Genomic DNA, 18,987 nt, shown 5'->3' with positions numbered 1-18,987 from the left:
ACAGGGCGAGAGTGCGATGAAGAGCCCGTTCTATACCGCCGAGCATGATGCCTTCCGCGACGTCATGCGCCGTTTCGTCGAGAAGGAGATCACCCCGTTCGCCCATGAGTGGGACGAGGCCGGTGAATTCCCGCGCGCGCTCTATCGCAAGGCGGCCGAGATTGGTCTTCTGGGACTGGGATTCCCCGAGGAGTTTGGTGGCATCGCGGCGGATCAGTTCATGAAGATCGTGGCGAGCCAGGAGCTGGCGCGGGCCGGGGCCGGCGGCGTCAGCGCCAGCCTGATGAGTCACACCATCGGCTCGCCGCCGATCGCGCGTGCCGCGCGTCCCGAGGTGAAGGCCCGTGTGCTGCCGCAGGTGCTGGCGGGCGAGAAGATCTCCGCGCTCGCGATCACCGAGCCTGGCGGCGGCTCCGATGTCGCGAACCTGCGCACCCGCGCGCGGCGCGACGGCGATCACTACGTCGTGAGCGGTGAGAAGACCTTCATCACCTCAGGCATGCGCGCCGATTATCTGACCGTGGCGGTGCGCACCGGTGGCGAGGGCGCCGGCGGTGTCAGCCTGCTCCTGATCGAAGGCAGCACGCCCGGCCTGTCGCGGACCAAGCTGAAGAAGATGGGCTGGTGGGCCTCGGACACCGCGACGCTGCATTTCGACGAATGCCGCGTGCCGGTCGAAAACCTGATCGGCGAGGAGGGGCAGGGCTTCAAGATCATCATGCAGAACTTCAACAGCGAGCGCATGGGCATGGCGGCCAGCTGCACTGCCTTCGCCCGGGTCTGTCTCGACGAGGCGGTCGCCTACGCCAGGGAGCGCAAGACCTTCGGCAAGCCGCTTGCCCAGCATCAGGTCATCAGGCACAAGATCGTCGACATGGCGCAGAAAGTCGCGGCTTCGCAAGCAATGCTGGAGATGTTGGCCTGGCGCCTGGAGCAGGGCGAAAGCCCGGTCGCGGAGATCTGCATGATGAAGAACCAGGCGACGCAGACCATGGCGTTCTGCGCCTCCGAGGCCGTGCAGATCTTCGGCGGCGCCGGCTTCATGCGCGGCATCAAGGCCGAACGCATCTATCGCGAGGTCAAGGTCAACGCCATCGGCGGCGGCACCGAGGAGATCATGAAGGATCTGGCTTCGAGGCAGATGGGGTTGTGACTACGGCTGTCATTCCGGGGTGCGAAGCGCAGCGGAGCGAGCCCGGAATCCATCGGGCCGCAGACACCTTGGAGAAATGGATTCCGGGCTCGCGCTGCGCGCGCCCCGGAATGACGAGAGGACGAAATGCTATTCACTGCCGACCACGACGACATCCGCCGCTCTCTGCAGAAATTCATCGCCAATGAGATCAATCCTCATGTCGATGAGTGGGAGAAGGCCGACATCTTCCCGGCCCACGAGCTGTTCAAGAAGATGGGGAGCCTCGGCTTCCTCGGCCTGAACAAGCCCACCGAATTCGGCGGCTCGGGTCTCGACTATTCCTACGCGCTGATGATGGCCGAGGAGCTCGGGGCCATCACATGCGGCGGCGTGCCGATGGCGATCGGGGTGCAGACCGACATGGCGACGCCGGCGCTGGCGCGGTTCGGCTCCGATGATGTGCGGCGCGAATTCCTGGCGCCGTCGATCTCGGGCGATTACGTCGCCTGCATCGGCGTCTCCGAGCCGGGCGCAGGTTCGGATGTCGCCTCGATCAAGACGAGTGCGCGCTCCGACGGCGACGATTACGTCATCAACGGCGGCAAGATGTGGATCACCAACGGCACCCAGGCCGACTGGATCTGCCTGCTCGCCAACACCGGCGACGGGCCGGTTCACCGCAACAAGTCGCTGATCTGCGTCCCCATGAAGAGCAAGGGCGTCACTGTCGCGCGCAAGCTCGACAAGATGGGCATGCGTTCCTCCGACACCGCGCAGATCTTCTTCGACAATGTCCGCGTGCCCAAGCGCAACCGGATCGGCGAGGAGGGCAAGGGCTTCACCTACCAGATGATCCAGTTCCAGGAGGAGCGGCTGTGGGGCGCGGCGGCCTGCCTGAAGTCGCACGAATACATCATCAACGAGACCATCGCGTACACCCGCAACCGCAAAGCCTTCGGCCAGAGCATCCTCGACAACCAGGTCGTGCACTTCAAGCTTGCGGAGATGCAGACCGAGGTCGAGCTGCTGCGCGCGCTGATCTATCGCGCCGCCGAGCAACTGGTGGCGGGCGAAGACGTGACGCGGCTTGCGACCATGGCCAAGCTCAAGGCCGGCCGGCTCGGCCGAGAGCTTACTGACGCCTGCTTGCAATATTGGGGCGGAATGGGCTTTACCAACGAGACGCCGGTCAGCCGCGCCTATCGCGACAGCCGCCTGACCTCGATCGGCGGCGGTGCCGACGAGGTCATGCTGATGGTCCTGTGCAAGATGATGGGCACGTTGCCCGGCAGCAAAGGGAGTGCTTGATGATCACGCTCTATCATTGCGACGCTGCGCGCTCGTTCCGTCCGCTCTGGATGCTGGAGGAGATGGAGCTGCCGTACGAATTGAAGATGCTGCCATTCCCGCCGCGGGTGTTCGCCAAGGACTATCTGGCGCTCAATCCGCTCGGTACGATTCCCTTCCTGATCGATGGCGAGACGAAGATGACGGAATCTTCCGGCATCTGCCATTATCTCGGCATCAAATACGCCCCGACGCCGCTGATGGTCGGTCCGGAAGAACCCGCTTACGGCGCCTTCCTGAACTGGATGTATTTCAGCGACGCCACGTTAACCTTCCCGCAAACGCTGGTGCTGCGATACAGCCAGCTCGAGCCGGAGGAACGGCGCAATCCGCAGGTTGCCGGCGACTACGCCAAATGGTTCCTGGGACGCCTGCGAGCCGTGGAGGCAGCGACTGCAAATGCCGAAACTTTGTGCGCCGGCCGCTTCACCGCCGCGGACATCGTCATCGGCTACGCGCTTCGCCTGGCGAGTAACATCGGGCTGGCCAAGGATTTTGGGCCAAATGTCGCAGCCTATTGGGCACGCCTCCAGCAGCGCGACGGCTTCAAGCGCGCCGTTGCTGCGGAGCAAAAGGCGGGTGCCGAGCAGAATGTTGCGCCAAGAGTGAGGGCGTAACTGCGGACACGGTCGTTCCGGGGCGCGCAATAGCGCGAACTCCGGTGCGCCGTCGCGCACCTGAGAATCTCGAGGTTCCCCGGTGCGCAATTGCCCACCTGAGGTTCGGTCCTGCGGACCGTCGCCGGAACGACGATTTTTTGCGCGCGATGACAGCGCTATCCCACCGTGACAGCGCCCAAATTTCCGCTAAGGTGACCTCCGTCCGCAGCGGCCAGAGAGCCGCGCGAGGAGGATCCCAATGGAAGATAAAGGTCGCGAATCCGACCATTTGATGCTGATCACGCCCGAGCGCGTTTTCTATGCCGGGCTGCTCGGCCGTCCCCGCAAGCGCACCCCCGGTAGCTGCCACGTCTATGTGGCGGTGAAGGCCAGTCTGCATTTGACCGTCGACGACGTCCATACCTCGGACGAATTGGTCGTGACCCTGCCGAACCAGCGGCACACCATCGCCAGCGACTATCGCACCGTCGTCAGCGTGACGCTGGAGCCGGAGAGCGTGCCGGATGGCGTGATCGAGGCGCTGGCCGAGCGGCTGCGCGGTCCGGACAAGGCCTTCTATGCCCGCAAAATTCTCGCCGCCTACGCGCTGCTGCGCCAGCGCCGCTACGGCGACATCACCACCGCCGAGTTCGATGAGATGTGCTTTGGCGAAGCGCTGCCGCGCCGCGTGCTCGATCCCCGCGTGATGCGTGCGGTCGCCCGCATCGGACGCTTCTCCGGCGAGCCGGTGACGGCGGATACGTGTGCGGCGGAGGCGGGCCTCTCGGCCTCGCGCTTCCTGCATCTGTTCAAGGAAGAGACCGGCATCTCCTTCCGCTCGTTCCGCGCCTGGAAGCGCGCACGGCATCTACTGCACTTCGCCAACCAGGACCTCAACCTCGCCCATCTCGCGCAGGACATCGGCTATCCCGATTCCACGCATTTCAGCCACTCGATCCGTCGCTTCTACGGCTTGAAGCCGCGCGCGATCTTCGTCGGCTCGCGCGACCTTGCGATCTATCGCAGCACCGAGACGGTGCGGATGGCGGAGGCTTCGTAACTTCGTAGGGTGGGTTAGCCGATCAGATGCGCGAAGCGCAGCTGCTCGCGTAACCCACCTCTTCAATTTCCACGGAGGCAGGCAGTGGTGGGTTACGCCTTCGGCTAACCCACCCTACGAATTCGTCGTTTTTCCCAGCTTCTCCGCGCAAGAAGCCGCATGCTTCGCGTCCCATGATCGCAAGCGTTGAATTCTCAACGTGCGAGATATCTTGGCATGACCGACAAGGCCGTCATCACCTGTGCGCTGAACGGCGTGCTCACCGACCCGAAGCAGCACAACGTGCCCGTGACGCCCGAGCAGATGGCGCGCGAGGCCAAGGCTGCATTCGACGCCGGCGCCTCCGTCATGCACATCCATTTGCGGCAGCAGGCGCCGGGCAAGGGACACCTGCCGTCCTGGGAGGTTGCGGTCAGCAAGGAGATCCAGCAGGCGATCCGCGAAGCCTGCCCCGGTGTCATCATCAACCACACCTCGGGCGTGTCAGGGCCGAACTACTCCGGCGCGCTCGATTGCATCCGCGAAACGAAGCCAGAGATTGCCGCCTGCAACGCCGGCTCGCTGAACTATCTGAAGGTGAAGGCCGACAACAGCTGGGCCTGGCCGCCGATGATGTTCGACAATGCGGTCGAGAAGGTGAAGGACTATCTCGACGTCATGAACGCGGTCGGCACCATCCCGGAGTTCGAGTGCTTCGACGTCGGCATTGTCCGCTGCGTCGGCATGTACACCCAAGTCGGCATGTACAAGGGGCCGCTCGAATACAATTTCGTCATGGGCGTCGCTTCCGGCATGCCTGCCGACCCTGAATTGCTGCCGATCCTGATCAAGCTGAAGCGGCCCGAAGCGCATTTCCAGGTCACCGCCATCGGCCGCGAGGAGATCTGGCCGCTGCACCAGCGCTGCGCCGAGCTCGGCGGCCACCTGCGCACGGGCCTCGAGGACACCTTCTATCTCGCCGACGGCAAGAAGGTGACCTCGAACGGGCAACTGATCGAAGCCGTCGCCGCCTGCGCAAGGCGAGCGGGCCGCGAGATCGCGAGCCCGGCCGAAGCGCGCAAGATCTTTGGGACGAATCGCTGAATATCCCCGTCGTTCCGGGGCGATGCGCAGCATCGAACCCGGAACCTCGAGATTCCGGGTTCACGCTTCGCGTGCCCCGGAATGACGATCAAGGTCTGTCATGTCCATCCTCGAAAACACCATCTCCCCCGGCAGCGCCGCCTACCAGGCCAACCGTGACGGCATGCTCGGCCTGATCGATCGCATGCGCGCGCTCGAAGAGCGCACGCGGGCGGCGTCGGCGGCGGCAAAGGACCGTTTCCACAAGCGCGGACAATTGCTGCCGCGCGAGCGCGTCGCGCTGGTGCTCGATCCCGGAGCGCCCTTCATCGAGCTGTCGACGCTCGCGGGCTACATGTTCGACGTGCCCGATCCGAACAAGAGTGTGCCCGGCGGTGGCGTCATCGCCGGCATCGGCTTCGTCTCGGGTATCCGCTGCATGGTCAGCGCCAACGACGCCGGTATCGACGCCGGGGCGCTGCAGCCTTACGGCCTCGACAAGACCCTGCGGGTGCAGGAGCTCGCGCTGGAGAACAAGCTGCCTTATGTCCAGCTGGTCGAGAGCGCCGGCGCCAATCTCTTGCGCTATCGCGTCGAGGATTTTATCCGCGGCGGCAACATCTTTCGCAATCTGGCGCGGCTTTCCGCTGCGGGTCTGCCGGTTGTCACCGTCACGCACGGCTCCTCCACCGCGGGCGGCGCGTATCAAACAGGCCTGTCCGACTACATCGTCATGGTCCGCGGCCGCACCCGCGCCTTCCTCGCGGGGCCGCCGCTGCTGAAGGCCGCCACCGGCGAGATCGCGACCGAGGAAGAGCTCGGCGGCGCCGAGATGCACACGCAGATCTCCGGCCTCGGTGACTATCTCGCCGAAGACGATCGCGACGCCCTGCGCATCGCGCGCGAGATCATGGCCGCCCTGGAATGGGAGCGCCCCGGCCGGCTGACGCCAGAATTCAAGCCGCCGCGCTACGACCAGGACGAGCTGCTCGGCATCATGCCGATGGACCACAAGCGTCCCGTCGACATGAAACAAGTGATCGCGCGCATCGTCGACGATTCCAACTTCACCGAGATGGCGCCGAATTACGGGCCCGCCACGGTGTGCGGCCATGCCCGTATCGAAGGGCAGGCCATCGGAATCATCACCAACAACGGCCCGCTGGATCCCGCCGGCGCCAACAAGGCCACGCACTTCATCCAGGCCTGTTGCCAGACCCGCACGCCGATCCTCTATCTCAACAACACCACCGGCTACATGGTCGGCAAGGCCTATGAGGAAGCCGGCATGATCAAGCACGGTTCCAAGATGATCCAGGCCGTCACCTCGGCGACGGTGCCGCAGATCACCATCTATTGCGGCGCCTCGTTCGGTGCCGGCAATTACGGCATGTGCGGTCGTGGCTTCCATCCGCGCTTCTGCTTCTCCTGGCCCAATGCCAAGACTGCCGTGATGGGCGGCGAGCAGGCCGCAGAGACCATGGCGATCGTGACCGAGGCCGCCGCGGCGCGCCGCGGCAAGCCGATCGAGAAGGACAGACTGGAGGCCATGAAGACTGAGATCATCGGCGTGTTCGATGGGCAGATGGACGTGTTCTCGACCAGCGCCCGCGTGCTCGACGACGGCGTGATCGATCCGCGCGACACCCGCGCGGTACTGTCGGAAGTGCTCGCGATCTGCCGCGAGGGCGATGCGCGCACGCCGCAGCGCATGCAATTCTCGGTGGCCCGCCCATGAGGAACGGATCAGTGCAGCACCGGCCGTTCTTCAGGGTTCTGGTCGCCAATCGCGGCGAGATTGCACTCCGCGTGATTCGGAGCGCGCGAAAACTCGGCCTCGGTGTCGTCGCCGTCTATTCGGATGCGGATCGCGATGCGCTCCATGTGAAGCAGGCGGATCAGGCCGTGCGCATCGGCGAAGCCCTGCCGGCGCAATCCTATCTCAACATTCCCGCGATCATTGCCGCGGCCAAGGCGAGCGGCGCCGATGCCGTTCACCCCGGCTACGGCTTCCTCGCCGAAAACGAAGACTTCGCGCAGGCCTGCAAGGATGCCGGTCTCGTCTTCATCGGCCCGTCGCCACAGGCGATCGAGGCGATGGGCAACAAGGCCGGCGCCAAGGAGATCATGAAGAAGGCCGGCGTGCCCTGCGTGCCCGGCTACCAAGGTGCGGACCAGGGCGACGAGGTCATGCTCGCCGAAGCCAGGAGGATCGGCTTTCCCGTGATGATCAAGGCGGTCGCGGGAGGCGGCGGCCGGGGCATGCGGCTGGTCTCCGACGCGGCCTCGTTTCCCGATGCGCTGCGCAGTGCGCGTTCCGAGGCGAAAGCCGCGTTCGGCGATCCCACCGTCATCCTCGAACGCGCCATCCAGAACCCGCGCCACATCGAGATCCAGGTGTTCGGCGACAGCCACGGCAATGCCATCCATCTCGGCGAGCGCGACTGCTCGGTGCAGCGGCGGCACCAGAAGCTGATCGAGGAGGCGCCGTCGCCCGCCGTGACGCCGGAGCTGCGAGCCAGGATGGGCGAGGTCGCTGTATCAGCGGTGAAGGCGCTCCGCTACGAGGGCGCCGGCACGCTCGAATTCCTGCTCGATGCGGGCGGCGCGTTCTACTTCATGGAGATGAACACGCGGCTCCAGGTCGAGCATCCCGTCACGGAAGCCGTCACCGGGCTCGATCTCGTCGAGCTGCAATTGCGCGTCGCCCGCGGCGAGCCGCTGCCGGTGAAACAGCAGGACATTCGTTTCGAAGGTCACGCCATCGAGGTGCGGCTGTGCTCGGAGGATGCATCGCAGGATTTCATGCCGCAATCCGGCTGTATGGCGCGCTGGCAGGTGCCGGACGGCATCCGCGTCGAGCACGCGCTGCAATCGGGCTCGGTGATCCCGCCATTCTACGATTCCATGATCGCCAAGGTGATCAGCCACGGCGCCACGCGCGAGGAGGCGAGGGGCAGGCTGATCGTCGGCCTCGAGCAGCTCACGGCGTTTGGCGTGACCACGAACCAGGCGTTCCTGTTGTCCTGCCTGCGTCATCCCGGCTTTGCCAGGGGCGAGGCAACGACGGCGTTCATCGGCACCCACCGCGACGAGCTGCTTGCGCCGCGGGCGGACGCAGCATTCGAGCCAGCGCTGGCGGGCCTGCTGCTCTACGTCACCAATCCGCGCGCGCCATCGTGGCAAAGTGGGAGGAGCCTCGCCGCCACCTTTCCGCTGCCGGCGAAAATCGAAATCGGCGGCCATGCGCAAGAGCTCGACATCACGCGTGAGCGCGACGGCAGCTACACCGTCGCGACAGGCGATCGCCGGGACGGGTTCGAGATCGACCAGTTCGAGGCGGAAGTGATCCGCTTTCGCCACGACGGCGTGATGGACAGCGCAAAATTCCTGCGCGATGGCGATCGGCTCTACCTCCAGCATCGCGGCATCCCGCTCGTCGTGATTGATCTCACACTGGCCGCGCCGAAAGCTGCTGCGACGCTTGGTGGTGATGGCAAGGTTCGCGCTGCCATGAACGGCCGCGTCGTTGCCGTCCTGGTCAAACCGGGCGACCGCGTCGCCGCCGGCCAGCCGGTGCTGACGCTCGAGGCGATGAAGATGGAGCACGTCCACAAGGCTGGTATCGACGGCGTGGTCAGCGCGATCGACGTCGCCGAGGGCGACCAGGTCACGACGGGCCGGATCGTGGCGGAGATCGGTGCGAGGTAGCCTCCCCACAATGGCGAGCCGCGAAGCAACGCGAGGCAGATCGAACGAAAATCCAGCTATTTCTGCCAGTTACCGGTTCACAAGAACTTCTTTTCGGGCGCATTGAACATTGTTCAATCATGCGCTACCAATATTGAACGATGTTCAATCATTGGAGCTGCGCATGCTGCCCGTCGATCACCCCGTAGGAGCGACCCCTGCCAGGCTGCCTTCAGCAGCGCGCCGCTTCGCAGTCGGCCGGCTGGATGCCCGCGAAAAATACCTGGGCGGTGCGCTCCTCGCCCTGACCCTCACCGCGCTGCTGGCGCCCGCGATGCCCGCCTCCGCCTGGCACATCCCGCACTTCGTCGACAGCCGCGCCTGGCTCGGCATACCCAACGCCGGCGATGTGCTGAGCAATCTCGCCTTCCTCGCCATGGGTGTGTGGGGCTCGGAGCGGCTGCGCGCCCGGCAAGATGCGCCGGTGGGGGCGAGCTGGTTTTTCGTCGGGTTGATCCTCACTTGCCTGGGCTCGGGCTTCTATCATCTCGACCCCGACGTGCCGGAGCGGCTCGTCGCCGATCGTCTCGGCATGGCGGTGGCGTTCGCAGGCTTTCTTGGCATCGCGGCCAGCGAACGGATCAGCACGCGCGCAGGCGAAGCGGTGCTGGTGCTGACAATGATCGCGGGCCTGCTGGCTGCCTGGGTGGCGCGCGAGAATCTCACGCCCTGGGTGGTCGTGCAGTTCGGCGGCATGGCGCTGGCGATGGGCCTCGCGTTCACACGCCCGCGGCCGGGCGCAGTTGGCGTGCCCCTCGGCGGCGTGCTCTTCTTCTATGTGCTCGCCAAGCTTCTCGAGTTGGCGATGTGACGCTGTTTGAAGCGACCGGGCACATGGTCTCGGGCCACACGCTCAAGCACCTCGCCGCCGCGCTCGCGGCCTGGCCGGTGATCCGGGCGTTGCGCCCTACTGGCCCTGCCCCGTCCCGTCATTGAGCAAACACGCCACCTGATGCCCGTCGCCGGCATCCAGCAGCGCCGGTCGTTCCGTTTTGCATCGCGCCATCGCAAACCGGCAGCGGGTGTGGAATGCGCAGCCTGACGGTGGATTGACCGGGCTCGGCACGTCGCCATCGACCAGTGGCGCGAGCTTCTTCGCCAGCGGGTTGGGCACGGGGACGGAGGCGAGCAGCGCCTGGGTGTAGGGATGTCTGGGATTGCGAAACAATTCGTCCTTGCCGGCGATCTCGACGATGCGGCCGAGATACATCACGGCGACGCGGTGGCTGATATGGGCGACCACGGCGAGATCGTGCGCAATGAAGAGGTAGGAGAAGCCGTGCTGGCGCTGCAGGTCGATCAGGAGGTTGATCACCTGCGCCTGGATCGAGACGTCGAGCGCCGAGACCGGCTCGTCGCAGACGATCAGGCGCGGTCCCAGCGCCAGCGCGCGCGCGATGCAGATGCGCTGGCGCTGGCCGCCGGAGAATTGGTGTGGAAAGTTGCGCATCTGGTCGGGCCGCAATCCGACCTGCTCGAACAGTGTTGCGACGCGTGCCTCCAGCGCCTTGCCGGTCGCAAGGCCGTGCACGGCAAGCGGCTCGCCAACGATGTCGCCCGCATTCATGCGCGGATTGAGCGAAGCAAAGGGATCCTGGAACACGATCTGCATCGAGCGGCGGTGCGGGCGCAGGGCCGCCTTGGAGAGGCGGGTGATGTCCTCGCCGTCGAGACGGATCCGGCCCGAGGTCGGCTCGACCAGGCGAAGCACGCTGCGCGCCACCGTCGACTTGCCGCAGCCGGATTCGCCGACGAGCCCGAGCGTCTCGCCGGCATGAATGGAAAACGAGACGCCGTCGACCGAGTGCACGGTGCCGACCTGCCGGCGGAGCACGCCCGCGCGCACCGGGTAATATTTCTTGAGATCGGTGACTTCGAGCAGCGCCTCGGTCATGCCACCTCCGCGACGTCTTCCGCGCGCCAGCACGCCGCGAGATGGCCGCCGCCCCAGTCCGCCAGCGGCGGATACTCGGCCTCGCAACGCTTGATGGCGAGCTTGCAGCGCGGCGCGAAGGCGCAGCCTTGCGGCAGCCGCACCAGCGACGGCACCGTGCCGGGGATTTCGTTCAGCCGCGCCTGCGCGGGGACGCCGGAGGCCGGCACGGCCGGGATCGAGGCCATCAGTCCGCGCGTATAGGGATGCTTCGGTGCGGCGAACAGCGCCTCGACACTGGCTTCCTCGACCTTGCGCCCCGCATACATCACGATCACGCGCTGCGCGGTTTGTGCTACCACGCCGAGATCGTGGGTGATCAGCACCAGCCCGGTGCCCAGCTCCTTCTGGAGGTCGAGGATCAGCGCCAGGATCTGCGCCTGGATGGTGACGTCGAGCGCCGTGGTCGGCTCGTCGGCGATCAGCAGCGCCGGCCGGCAGGCCAGCGCCATCGCGATCATCGCGCGCTGGCGCATGCCGCCGGAGAGCTGGTGCGGATACTCTCGTGCGCGCCGCCCCGGCTCGGGAATGCGGACCAGCCGCAGCATCTCGACCGCGATGCCTTGCGCCTCCTTCGACGTGATGTTCCGGTGCAGCCGCACGGCCTCGACGATCTGGTCGCCGATCCGCATCACCGGATTGAGCGAGGTCATCGGCTCCTGGAAGATCATGGAGATCCGATTGCCGCGGACCGCCCGCATCCGCGCCTCATCCAGCGCCAGCAGCTCGGTGCCTTCGAGCGTGACGGAACCACCGACGATGCGGCCGGGCGGATCGGGCACGAGCCGCATCAAGGACAGCGCGGTGACGCTCTTGCCGCAGCCGGATTCGCCGACGATCGCCAGCGTTTCGCCGCGCCCCACGCTGAAGGAGAGATCGTCGACAGCCTTGAACAGGCCGGAATTGGTGAAGAACACCGTCTTCAGGTTCTTCACGTCGAGCACGAGATCGGATGTATCAGCCATCAGCCGCGCTGCCTCGGGTCCAGGATGTCGCGCAGCGCGTCGCCGAACAGATTGGCGCCGAACACCGCGAGGCTGATGGCTATCCCGGGGAAGATCACCAGCCACGGCGCGGTGCGGACATATTCGGCAGCGGATTCGGAGAGCATGCGCCCCCACGACGGATAGGGCTCGGGAATGCCGAGACCGAGAAAGGACAGCGAGGCTTCGGTCAGGATGGTCGAGCCGAGCTGGGCGGTGGCGAGCACGATCAGCGGCGCCAGCGTGTTCGGCAGCACGTGACGCAGCGCGATCCGCGTCTCGCTCATGCCGATCGATTTGGCGGCCTCGACAAACGGTTGCTCGCGCAGCGCCAGCGTATTGGCGCGAATGACGCGCGACACGGTCGGGATCAGCGGGATGGCGATGGCGATGATGACGTTCGGCAGGGACGGGCCGAGAGCCGCGGTCATGATCAGCGCGAGCACCAGCAGTGGCAGCGCCTGGAGCACGTCGGAGACGCGCTGGAACACGAGATCAACCCAGCCCGAGAGATAGCCCGAGGTGAGCCCGACGATCACGCCGATGATGCCGCCGAGCGCGGTCGAGCCGATGCCGACCGCGAGCGAGATCCGCGCCCCGTGGATGATGCGGCTGAACACGTCGCGGCCAAAGGAATCGGTGCCCATCCAGTGGGCCCAGCTCGGGCGCGCCAGCGCGCGGGCGGAATCGACCGTCAGCGGATCATAACGCGCGATGACATCGGCGAAGATCGCGGTCAGCACGAACAGCGTCATGATCACGAGCCCGGCCGCGCCAAGCACATGCCGCTGCGCCATGAACAGCACGCGCCGCCAGCCGCCGGTCGCATATGCCCCGGCCCGCCGTAGTTCGACGTCGAAGTCAATCGCGGCCATGTACCTCTCCGCTGGGAGAAACAACTCTCCCCACCGGGGAGAGGTCGGCGCGCAGCGCCGGGTGAGGGGGCTCAGGTCTCAGGACGGAGTGTAACCCCTCACCCGGACCGCATCTTTCGATGCGGTCCGGCCTGTCCCTACGGGAGAGGTGGAGCACCGCCGTCGCGTCAGATTGTTCGGATCTCATGCAGCTAATCCGTGTACCTGATCCGCGGATCGAACACCGCGTAGAGCATGTCGACGGTGAAATTGGCGAACACCACGACGACCGCGATGAACATCACGAGGTTCTGCACGATCGGATAGTCGCGCCAGCGGATCGCCTCGACCAGATAGCGCGCGACGCCCGGTATGTTGAACACGGTCTCCGTCACGATCAGGCCGCCGATCAGGAACGCCGCCTCGATGCCGATCACGGTGATCACGGGCAGGATCGCGTTCTTCAGCGCGTGCTGATAGTTCACTGCCGCTTCCGAGGCGCCCTTGGCGCGGGCGGTGCGGATATAGTCCTGCCTCAGCACCTCCAGCATCGAAGATCGCGTGATGCGCATGGTCAGGGCCGCGCTGCGGAAGCCGACGGCGGCGGCCGGCACGGCATAGGTGGCGAACGCTTCGAGCCAGCTCTGCGGATTGGGATTGAAGATCGGCATCTGATTGAACATCGCCACCGACGCGGTGAGGATCAGCAGGCCGAGCCAGAACGAGGGCAGCGACAATCCGCTGAGGCTGACGACGCGAAGTGCGTAATCGAGTTTCGTCCCCTGCTTCACCGCGCTGATGACGCCGAGCGGAATTCCGATCGATGCCGAGAACAGCAGCGCAAGGCCGGCGAGCTTTGCCGTGATCGGGATCCGCGGCAGGATTTCCTGAAGCGCCGGTTTCTCCGAGACGTAGGAGTAACCGAAGTCGCCGCGCAGGAAACCGCTGATCCAGTGCCAATATTGTACGATCAGCGGCCGGTCGATGCCGAGCTCCTTTTCCAGGTTGGCCTTGTCGGCGGGATCGACATAGCCGGCGGCGGCGAACAGGATGTCGACGATGTTGCCGGGCACGATGCGCAGCAGGAAGAAGATGACGATCGAGATCCCGAACAGGGTCACGAGCATCAGCAGCAGGCGCCGCACCAGATAGGCAAACATGCACCGCCTCCCGTCGAACCCGTCAGCCGCGCGTGGGGTGGGCTACTTGTCCAGCCACACATCCTCGTAGCGATAGCCGTTGTAGGAGCTGTTGGTCATGACGGTGAGGCCCTTGACGTAGGGCTGCCAGCAGCTGCCCATGCGGCTGTGGAAGACGATGGGGCGTGCGACGTCCTCCTGCAGTTTCTTGTCGATGTCCCAGACCAGCTTCTTGCGCTTCTCGACATTGGTCTCCTGCGACTGCACGTCGAACAGCTTCTCGATCTCCTTGTTGCAGTAATTGGTGTAATTGCGCTCCGAGCCGCAGGAATAGTTCTCGTAGAAGGACTGGTCGGGATCGTCCACGGCGTTGCCGGTGAGATTGAGCCCGATCATGTAGTCCTTGCGCGCGACCTTCGGGAACCAGTTCGCGGTCTCGACCACGTCGACCTCGCCGTCGATGTAGATGGACTTGAGCTGGTCGATCAGGATCACCGCGGGATCGCGATAGATCGGGATGTTGCGGGTGGAGACCTTGACGGCGAGATGCTTGTCCGGACCATAGCCGGCCTTCTGCATCAGCTTCTTCGCCTCCTCGCGGTTGGCCTTCACGTCGGGGCCGTAGCCGGGAATGGCCTCCAGCATCTCCTTGGGCATGCCCCACAGGCCGTTCGGCGGCGGCAGCATGGTGCCGCCGATGTCGCCCTGACCCTCGAACATGATCGAGATGAAAGCCTTGCGGTCGAGCGCCATCGCCATGGCCCGGCGGATGTCGACATTGTCGAACGGCGGCGAGGACGAATTGACGATGATGTTGGTCGACACGTTGGTCGGCGCGATCTCGCAGATCGCGTTCGGCGCCTGCGATTTGACGTCCTTCACCAGCGGGATCGTCACCTCGGTCGGAAACGTCATGTCGAACTTGCCGGCGACGAAGGCGAGGATCGCGGTCGAGCGGTTCGGGATGATGGTGAGCTCGATGCCCTCGAGATAGGGCCGGCCCTTGCGCCAATAATCGGAATTGCGGGTCAGCTTGATGGATTCATTGGCCTTGAACTCGACGAACTTGAAGGGTCCGGTTCCGATCGGATTGGTGCGCATCTCCGCCGGCGAGACGTGGCAGGGATAGACCGGAGTGTAACCCGAGGCGAGCAGCGCCAGCAGCGAAGGCTGCGGCCGTTTCAGGTTGAAGGAAACCTCGAGGTCGCCGTTGACAGAGATGTCGTTCACCTGGTCGTACCAGGACTTGCGCGGATTCTGCCGGAACTTCTGCTGCGCCTTGCCCATCAGCATGTCGAAGGTGCATTTGACGTCGGCCGAGGTGAACGGCTTGCCGTCGTGCCATTTCACGCCCTGGCGCAGCTTGAAGGTCAATGTCTTGTTGTCGTTCACCCAGGCCCAGCTCTCCGCGAGCTCGGGGACGATGCTGTCCATGCTGTTCTGCGCGACGTCCTGCTTGTAGATGGCGAGATTGTTGAATACCGGCATGAAGGGAACATTGAGCGAGTAGGTCGCACCTTCATGGATCGAGGCATTGCCGGGGCTGTCGCGGTGATACATCCGCAAGATGCCGCCCTGCTTGGGCTCGCCGGCCAGCGTCGCGGTTGAGGCCGTCAGCACAGATAGCGCCGCCATTGCGGCGAGCGCCCACACGCTCCGCATGCTCATCCTCCCTGGACGTTGGCCTTTTGCGGCCTGTTGGTCGCGACGATAGCGAGGCGCGCGCATTGAGGCAACCCGCAAGGCGCAGCCGTGCCCTCGACACTTCGGACGACGGACGGCCGCGGGATTTTCTCTCCCGATGCGAGAGTGCAGATGCGAAGAGGTGAGTCCTGTGCAGATGTTGCGCGAGGTTGCATCAACAACCTCCGCTGTCATCCTGGACAAGCGCGCCCTAAGCGCGCGCAGATCCGGGATCCATAAGCCAAGGGAGGAGTTTTGCGTGGATTCGGAGTTGCCGTCACGCGCAACAGCCACTCCCTGTGGTTATGGGTCCTCAGATGCGCAACTGCGCATCATAGCTCGCGACTTCGTCGCGCCCCGGGACGACAGTTGCGTGTGTGGGCGCTTGCTTGCGCACCTTACGCCGCGGAAGCCCTCACACGATCCTTGACGCCTTGTTGCCCCAATAGCGGTCCCGCAGCAGCCGCTTGTACAGCTTGCCCGTCGGCAGTCGCGGCAACTCCTTCTCGAAATCGACCGATCGCGGCACCTTCTGCCGCGACAGCGATTTTGCGCAGAAGGCGATCAACTCTTCCGCGAGCGCGGGGCCCGGCACCACGCCGGACATCGGTTGCACCACCGCCTTCACCTCTTCGCCGAGGTCTGCGTTGGGCACGCCGAACACGGCGGCGTCCGCGACCTTCGGATGGGTGATCAGCAGATTCTCGCATTCCTGCGGATAGATGTTCACCCCGCCCGAGATGATCATGAAGGTCGCACGATCGGTGAGGTAGAGGAAGCGGTCCTCGTCGACATAGCCGACGTCCCCGACCGTGCTCATGCTGCCGTCGGCCGAGCGCGCCTCCTTCGTTTTCTCCGGGTCGCTGAAATATTCGAACGGCGTTGCCGTCTTGAACCATATCTGGCCCGGCGTGCCGACCGGGCACTCCCGCATGTCCTCGTCGAGGATGTGCAGGTCGCCGAGCAGCACCTTGCCGACCGTGCCGCGATGGCTGAGCCATTCCTCGCTGTTGCAGGCGGTGAAGCCGAGGCCCTCGGTGGCGCCGTAATATTCGTGGATGATCGGTCCCCACCATTTGATCATGTCGTCCTTGACCAGGGCCGGGCAGGGCGCGGCGGCGTGGATCGCGATCTCCAGCGAGGACAGGTCGTAACGCGCTCGCACCTCCTCCGGCAGCTTCAGCATGCGCGAGAACATGGTCGGTACCAGCTGGGTGTGGGTGATGCCCCATTGCTCGACCAGCTGGAGGTAACGCTCGGGGTCGAAGCTCTCCATGATGATCACGGTGCCGCCCATGCGGATCGTCAGGTTCACGGCAGCCTGCGGCGCCGAGTGATAGAGCGGTGCGGGCGACAGGTAGACCATCCCTTCCCGGTAGTGCCAGAGCTTGGTGAGGAAATCGAACAGCGGCAGATTGTGCTTCGGCGGCTCCTCCGGCAGCGGCCGCAGGATGCCTTTCGGCCGTCCCGTCGTGCCGGACGAATAGAGCATGGCCGTGCCGAGCCATTCGTCCGCGATCGGCGTCGGCGGCATCTCCGCCGTCACCTCCGCCAGGCCGACGATGCGTTCGCTCTCACCCGGGCCGTCGGCGACGATGCAGAGCTCGACGTCGGGGCAGGCCTTGATCGCCTCGCGCGCGATCTCGAGCTTGGCCATGGACGTGATGAGGATCTTCGACTGGCTGTTGACGAGGAGATAGGCGAGTTCGCCCGGCGTCAGGAAGGAGTTGATGCAGGTGTAGTAGAGCCCGGCGCGCTCGCCCGCGCCGCAGGCTTCGAGGTAGCGGGAATTGTTCTCCATGAAGATCGAGTAGTGGTCGAGCCGCCTCAAGCCGTGCTTGCGGAACAGGTGCGCCAAGCGGTTGCTGCGCGCCTCGAGCTCGCGATAGGTGACGGCCTCGCCCGTCGCCGCCATGATGAAGGCGGGCTGGAGCGGGCGCAGGCGGGCATGCGTACCAGTATACATCGAACCTCCGGCTTTGGATCAGGCGGCAAGAATCAGAATGTCGCGCACGTCGGCGGGGCTCTCGATCTTGCGCGGGTTGCGCGGAATCCAGTTCGTCCGCATCGCCTGTTCGGCGATCGCGTCGAAATGCTCCGGGGAGACGCGAACGTCCGCGAGACTGCGCGGCATGCCGAGCGAACGGATGAAGGCATCGAGCACATCGGCGGCGTCGTGGCCTGGATAGCCCATGGCGGCGGCGACGATCATCTGGCGCTCGGCATTGTCGCGCGCATTCCATCGCATCACCGCCGGCAGCATGACGCAGGAGGTGTAGCCGTGCGGCACGTCGAAGGCCGCGCCCAGCACGTAGCCGATGCCGTGGCTCGCGCCCATGGGGACGCCGGCCGACAGCGCGCCCATCGACAACCAGGTGCCGATCTGCGCGTCCATCCGCGCATCGAGGTCGGATGGATTGGCCTTCACCCGGGGCAGCGCGTCAGCGAGCATGGCGAGGCCCTTCACCGATTGCGCGTCGGCATAGGGATGCGTCTCGCGCGAGCAGATCGCCTCGACGCAATGATCGATTGCGCGGATGCCGGTGGACAGGAACAGCCATTCCGGCGTGTGCACGGTGAGGGCGGGGTCGAGGATGGTCGCGCGCGGCACGGCGAGCGGATGCCGCAGCATCTGCTTCACGTTCGCCTTGCGGTCTGTGACACCGGCGATCGCGCTGAACTCGCCGCCGGCGATCGTGGTCGGCACGCTGACCTGCCGCACGGTTGGCGCGGTCATGTCGGGTGCGACGCCCCCGTGGACGCGGATGCGATCGATGCCGTCGATGTCGGTGATGCCGTTGGCGAGGCAAAGCTGCACCGCCTTGGCGCCGTCGGTGATCGAGCCGCCGCCGACGGTGACGATGAGGTCGGCATCCGCCTCGCGCGCCGCATTCGCCGCGGCGATCACCGCCTCGCGCGGCGTATGCGCCGGCATGGCGTCGAACAGGCCGGCGCAACGCGCGCCCAACGCCTGCCTGATCTTCGCGATCTCGTCGGTCTGCCGGTTGAGCGTGCCGGAGACCATCAGGAAGGCGCGGCGTGTTCCCAGCCGGTCCATCTGCGCGACGATGGCATCGGCCGCAGGATGGCCGAACACGACCTCCTCGATCGCGCCGAAAACGACACGTCCCTGGTGCACGTCTGTCCTCCCGGACAAAATCGTCTTGTTTTGTAGGGGGTAACCTAGCCGAGCCGCCGCCTCCCGTCATGTGCGAAGACGCTGGGGGCCCTTACCCTCCCTGCACCTTCACCAGAGGTCGTCATGCCCGGGCCTTCGCCGCGCCGAAGCGGCTACGGCCCGGCCATGACGATGTGGAGACTATCGTGCCCAAAGGGGGACTGCTCATATGCGATTGCCCTACCCTGCAGGGGACGGGCGCAGGCGCAGCGCGAAAGATCGTGCGCTCCCCTTCAGGAGTCCGGCGGATAACGCCATTCGCAT

General features: G+C 65.3%; 15 protein-coding genes. 8 read left to right on the top strand and 7 right to left on the bottom strand.

Annotated elements, in window-relative coordinates:
- The first annotated feature begins 16 nt into the window (after positions 1-16).
- The 8 genes from AC3WLX_RS19985 to AC3WLX_RS19950 all read left to right on the top strand — a co-directional run bounded on the left by AC3WLX_RS19985 (position 17) and on the right by AC3WLX_RS19950 (position 9,764).
- Positions 17-1,153 carry an acyl-CoA dehydrogenase family protein gene (locus AC3WLX_RS19985; RefSeq protein ID WP_492337239.1) on the top strand — a complete coding sequence of 379 codons (1,137 nt, stop codon included), beginning with the start codon at positions 17-19 and terminating at the stop codon, positions 1,151-1,153.
- 126 nt (positions 1,154-1,279) lie between these two features.
- Positions 1,280-2,443 carry an acyl-CoA dehydrogenase family protein gene (locus AC3WLX_RS19980; RefSeq protein WP_492337238.1) on the top strand — a complete coding sequence of 388 codons (1,164 nt, stop codon included), beginning with the start codon at positions 1,280-1,282 and terminating at the stop codon, positions 2,441-2,443.
- On the top strand, positions 2,443-3,099 hold the full coding sequence (locus AC3WLX_RS19975; protein WP_492337237.1) for a glutathione S-transferase family protein: 657 nt from the start codon (positions 2,443-2,445) through the stop codon (positions 3,097-3,099). The genes AC3WLX_RS19980 and AC3WLX_RS19975 overlap by 1 nt, the downstream gene beginning before the upstream one ends.
- Before the next feature lie 241 nt (positions 3,100-3,340).
- Positions 3,341-4,141 carry a helix-turn-helix domain-containing protein gene (locus tag AC3WLX_RS19970; protein WP_492337236.1) on the top strand — a complete coding sequence of 267 codons (801 nt, stop codon included), beginning with the start codon at positions 3,341-3,343 and terminating at the stop codon, positions 4,139-4,141.
- A 216-nt stretch (positions 4,142-4,357) separates the two neighbouring features.
- Entirely contained in the window at positions 4,358-5,224 is an 867-nt protein-coding gene (locus AC3WLX_RS19965) for a beta-keto acid cleavage family enzyme (RefSeq protein WP_291624433.1), read from the top strand.
- Positions 5,225-5,324: 100 nt separating this feature from the next.
- Positions 5,325-6,941, top strand: coding sequence for an acyl-CoA carboxylase subunit beta (locus AC3WLX_RS19960; protein WP_492337235.1), 1,617 nt, complete (start codon positions 5,325-5,327; stop codon positions 6,939-6,941).
- A complete protein-coding gene (locus tag AC3WLX_RS19955) occupies positions 6,938-8,914 on the top strand; it encodes an acetyl/propionyl/methylcrotonyl-CoA carboxylase subunit alpha (protein WP_492337234.1) in 1,977 nt (658 codons plus the stop codon). Before AC3WLX_RS19960 ends, AC3WLX_RS19955 begins: the two co-directional genes overlap by 4 nt.
- A gap of 163 nt (positions 8,915-9,077) precedes the next feature.
- Positions 9,078-9,764 carry a hypothetical protein gene (locus AC3WLX_RS19950; RefSeq protein WP_492337233.1) on the top strand — a complete coding sequence of 229 codons (687 nt, stop codon included), beginning with the start codon at positions 9,078-9,080 and terminating at the stop codon, positions 9,762-9,764.
- A 96-nt stretch (positions 9,765-9,860) separates the two neighbouring features.
- On the opposite strand, the gene AC3WLX_RS19945 is transcribed toward AC3WLX_RS19950, so the two are convergent.
- From AC3WLX_RS19945 to AC3WLX_RS19915, 7 genes are all read right to left on the bottom strand, one after another.
- The gene (locus tag AC3WLX_RS19945; protein WP_492337232.1) at positions 9,861-10,847 is read right to left on the bottom strand and encodes an ABC transporter ATP-binding protein; all 987 of its coding nucleotides are present in this window, start codon (positions 10,845-10,847) and stop codon (positions 9,861-9,863) included.
- Positions 10,844-11,851, bottom strand: coding sequence for an ABC transporter ATP-binding protein (locus tag AC3WLX_RS19940; RefSeq protein WP_492337231.1), 1,008 nt, complete (start codon positions 11,849-11,851; stop codon positions 10,844-10,846). The genes AC3WLX_RS19945 and AC3WLX_RS19940 overlap by 4 nt, the downstream gene beginning before the upstream one ends.
- A complete protein-coding gene (locus AC3WLX_RS19935; RefSeq protein ID WP_492337230.1) occupies positions 11,851-12,744 on the bottom strand; it encodes an ABC transporter permease in 894 nt (297 codons plus the stop codon). The genes AC3WLX_RS19940 and AC3WLX_RS19935 overlap by 1 nt, the downstream gene beginning before the upstream one ends.
- A 191-nt stretch (positions 12,745-12,935) precedes the next feature.
- Complete coding sequence (locus tag AC3WLX_RS19930; protein WP_492337229.1) at positions 12,936-13,883, bottom strand: ABC transporter permease; 948 nt, start codon at positions 13,881-13,883, stop codon at positions 12,936-12,938.
- A 42-nt stretch (positions 13,884-13,925) separates the two neighbouring features.
- Positions 13,926-15,524: an ABC transporter substrate-binding protein gene (locus tag AC3WLX_RS19925; RefSeq protein ID WP_492337228.1), complete on the bottom strand. Its 1,599-nt coding sequence runs from the start codon at positions 15,522-15,524 to the stop codon at positions 13,926-13,928.
- Positions 15,525-15,960: 436 nt separating this feature from the next.
- Positions 15,961-17,511 carry an AMP-binding protein gene (locus AC3WLX_RS19920; protein WP_492337227.1) on the bottom strand — a complete coding sequence of 517 codons (1,551 nt, stop codon included), beginning with the start codon at positions 17,509-17,511 and terminating at the stop codon, positions 15,961-15,963.
- 18 nt (positions 17,512-17,529) lie between these two features.
- Positions 17,530-18,684: an iron-containing alcohol dehydrogenase gene (locus AC3WLX_RS19915; protein WP_492337226.1), complete on the bottom strand. Its 1,155-nt coding sequence runs from the start codon at positions 18,682-18,684 to the stop codon at positions 17,530-17,532.
- Positions 18,685-18,987 lie beyond the last annotated feature (303 nt).

The organism is Bradyrhizobium sp. FW305-F6 (assembly GCF_058782905.1).
The sequence above is the reverse complement of the archived record's forward strand: the minus strand, read 5'-3'. Positions and strand labels throughout refer to the sequence as shown.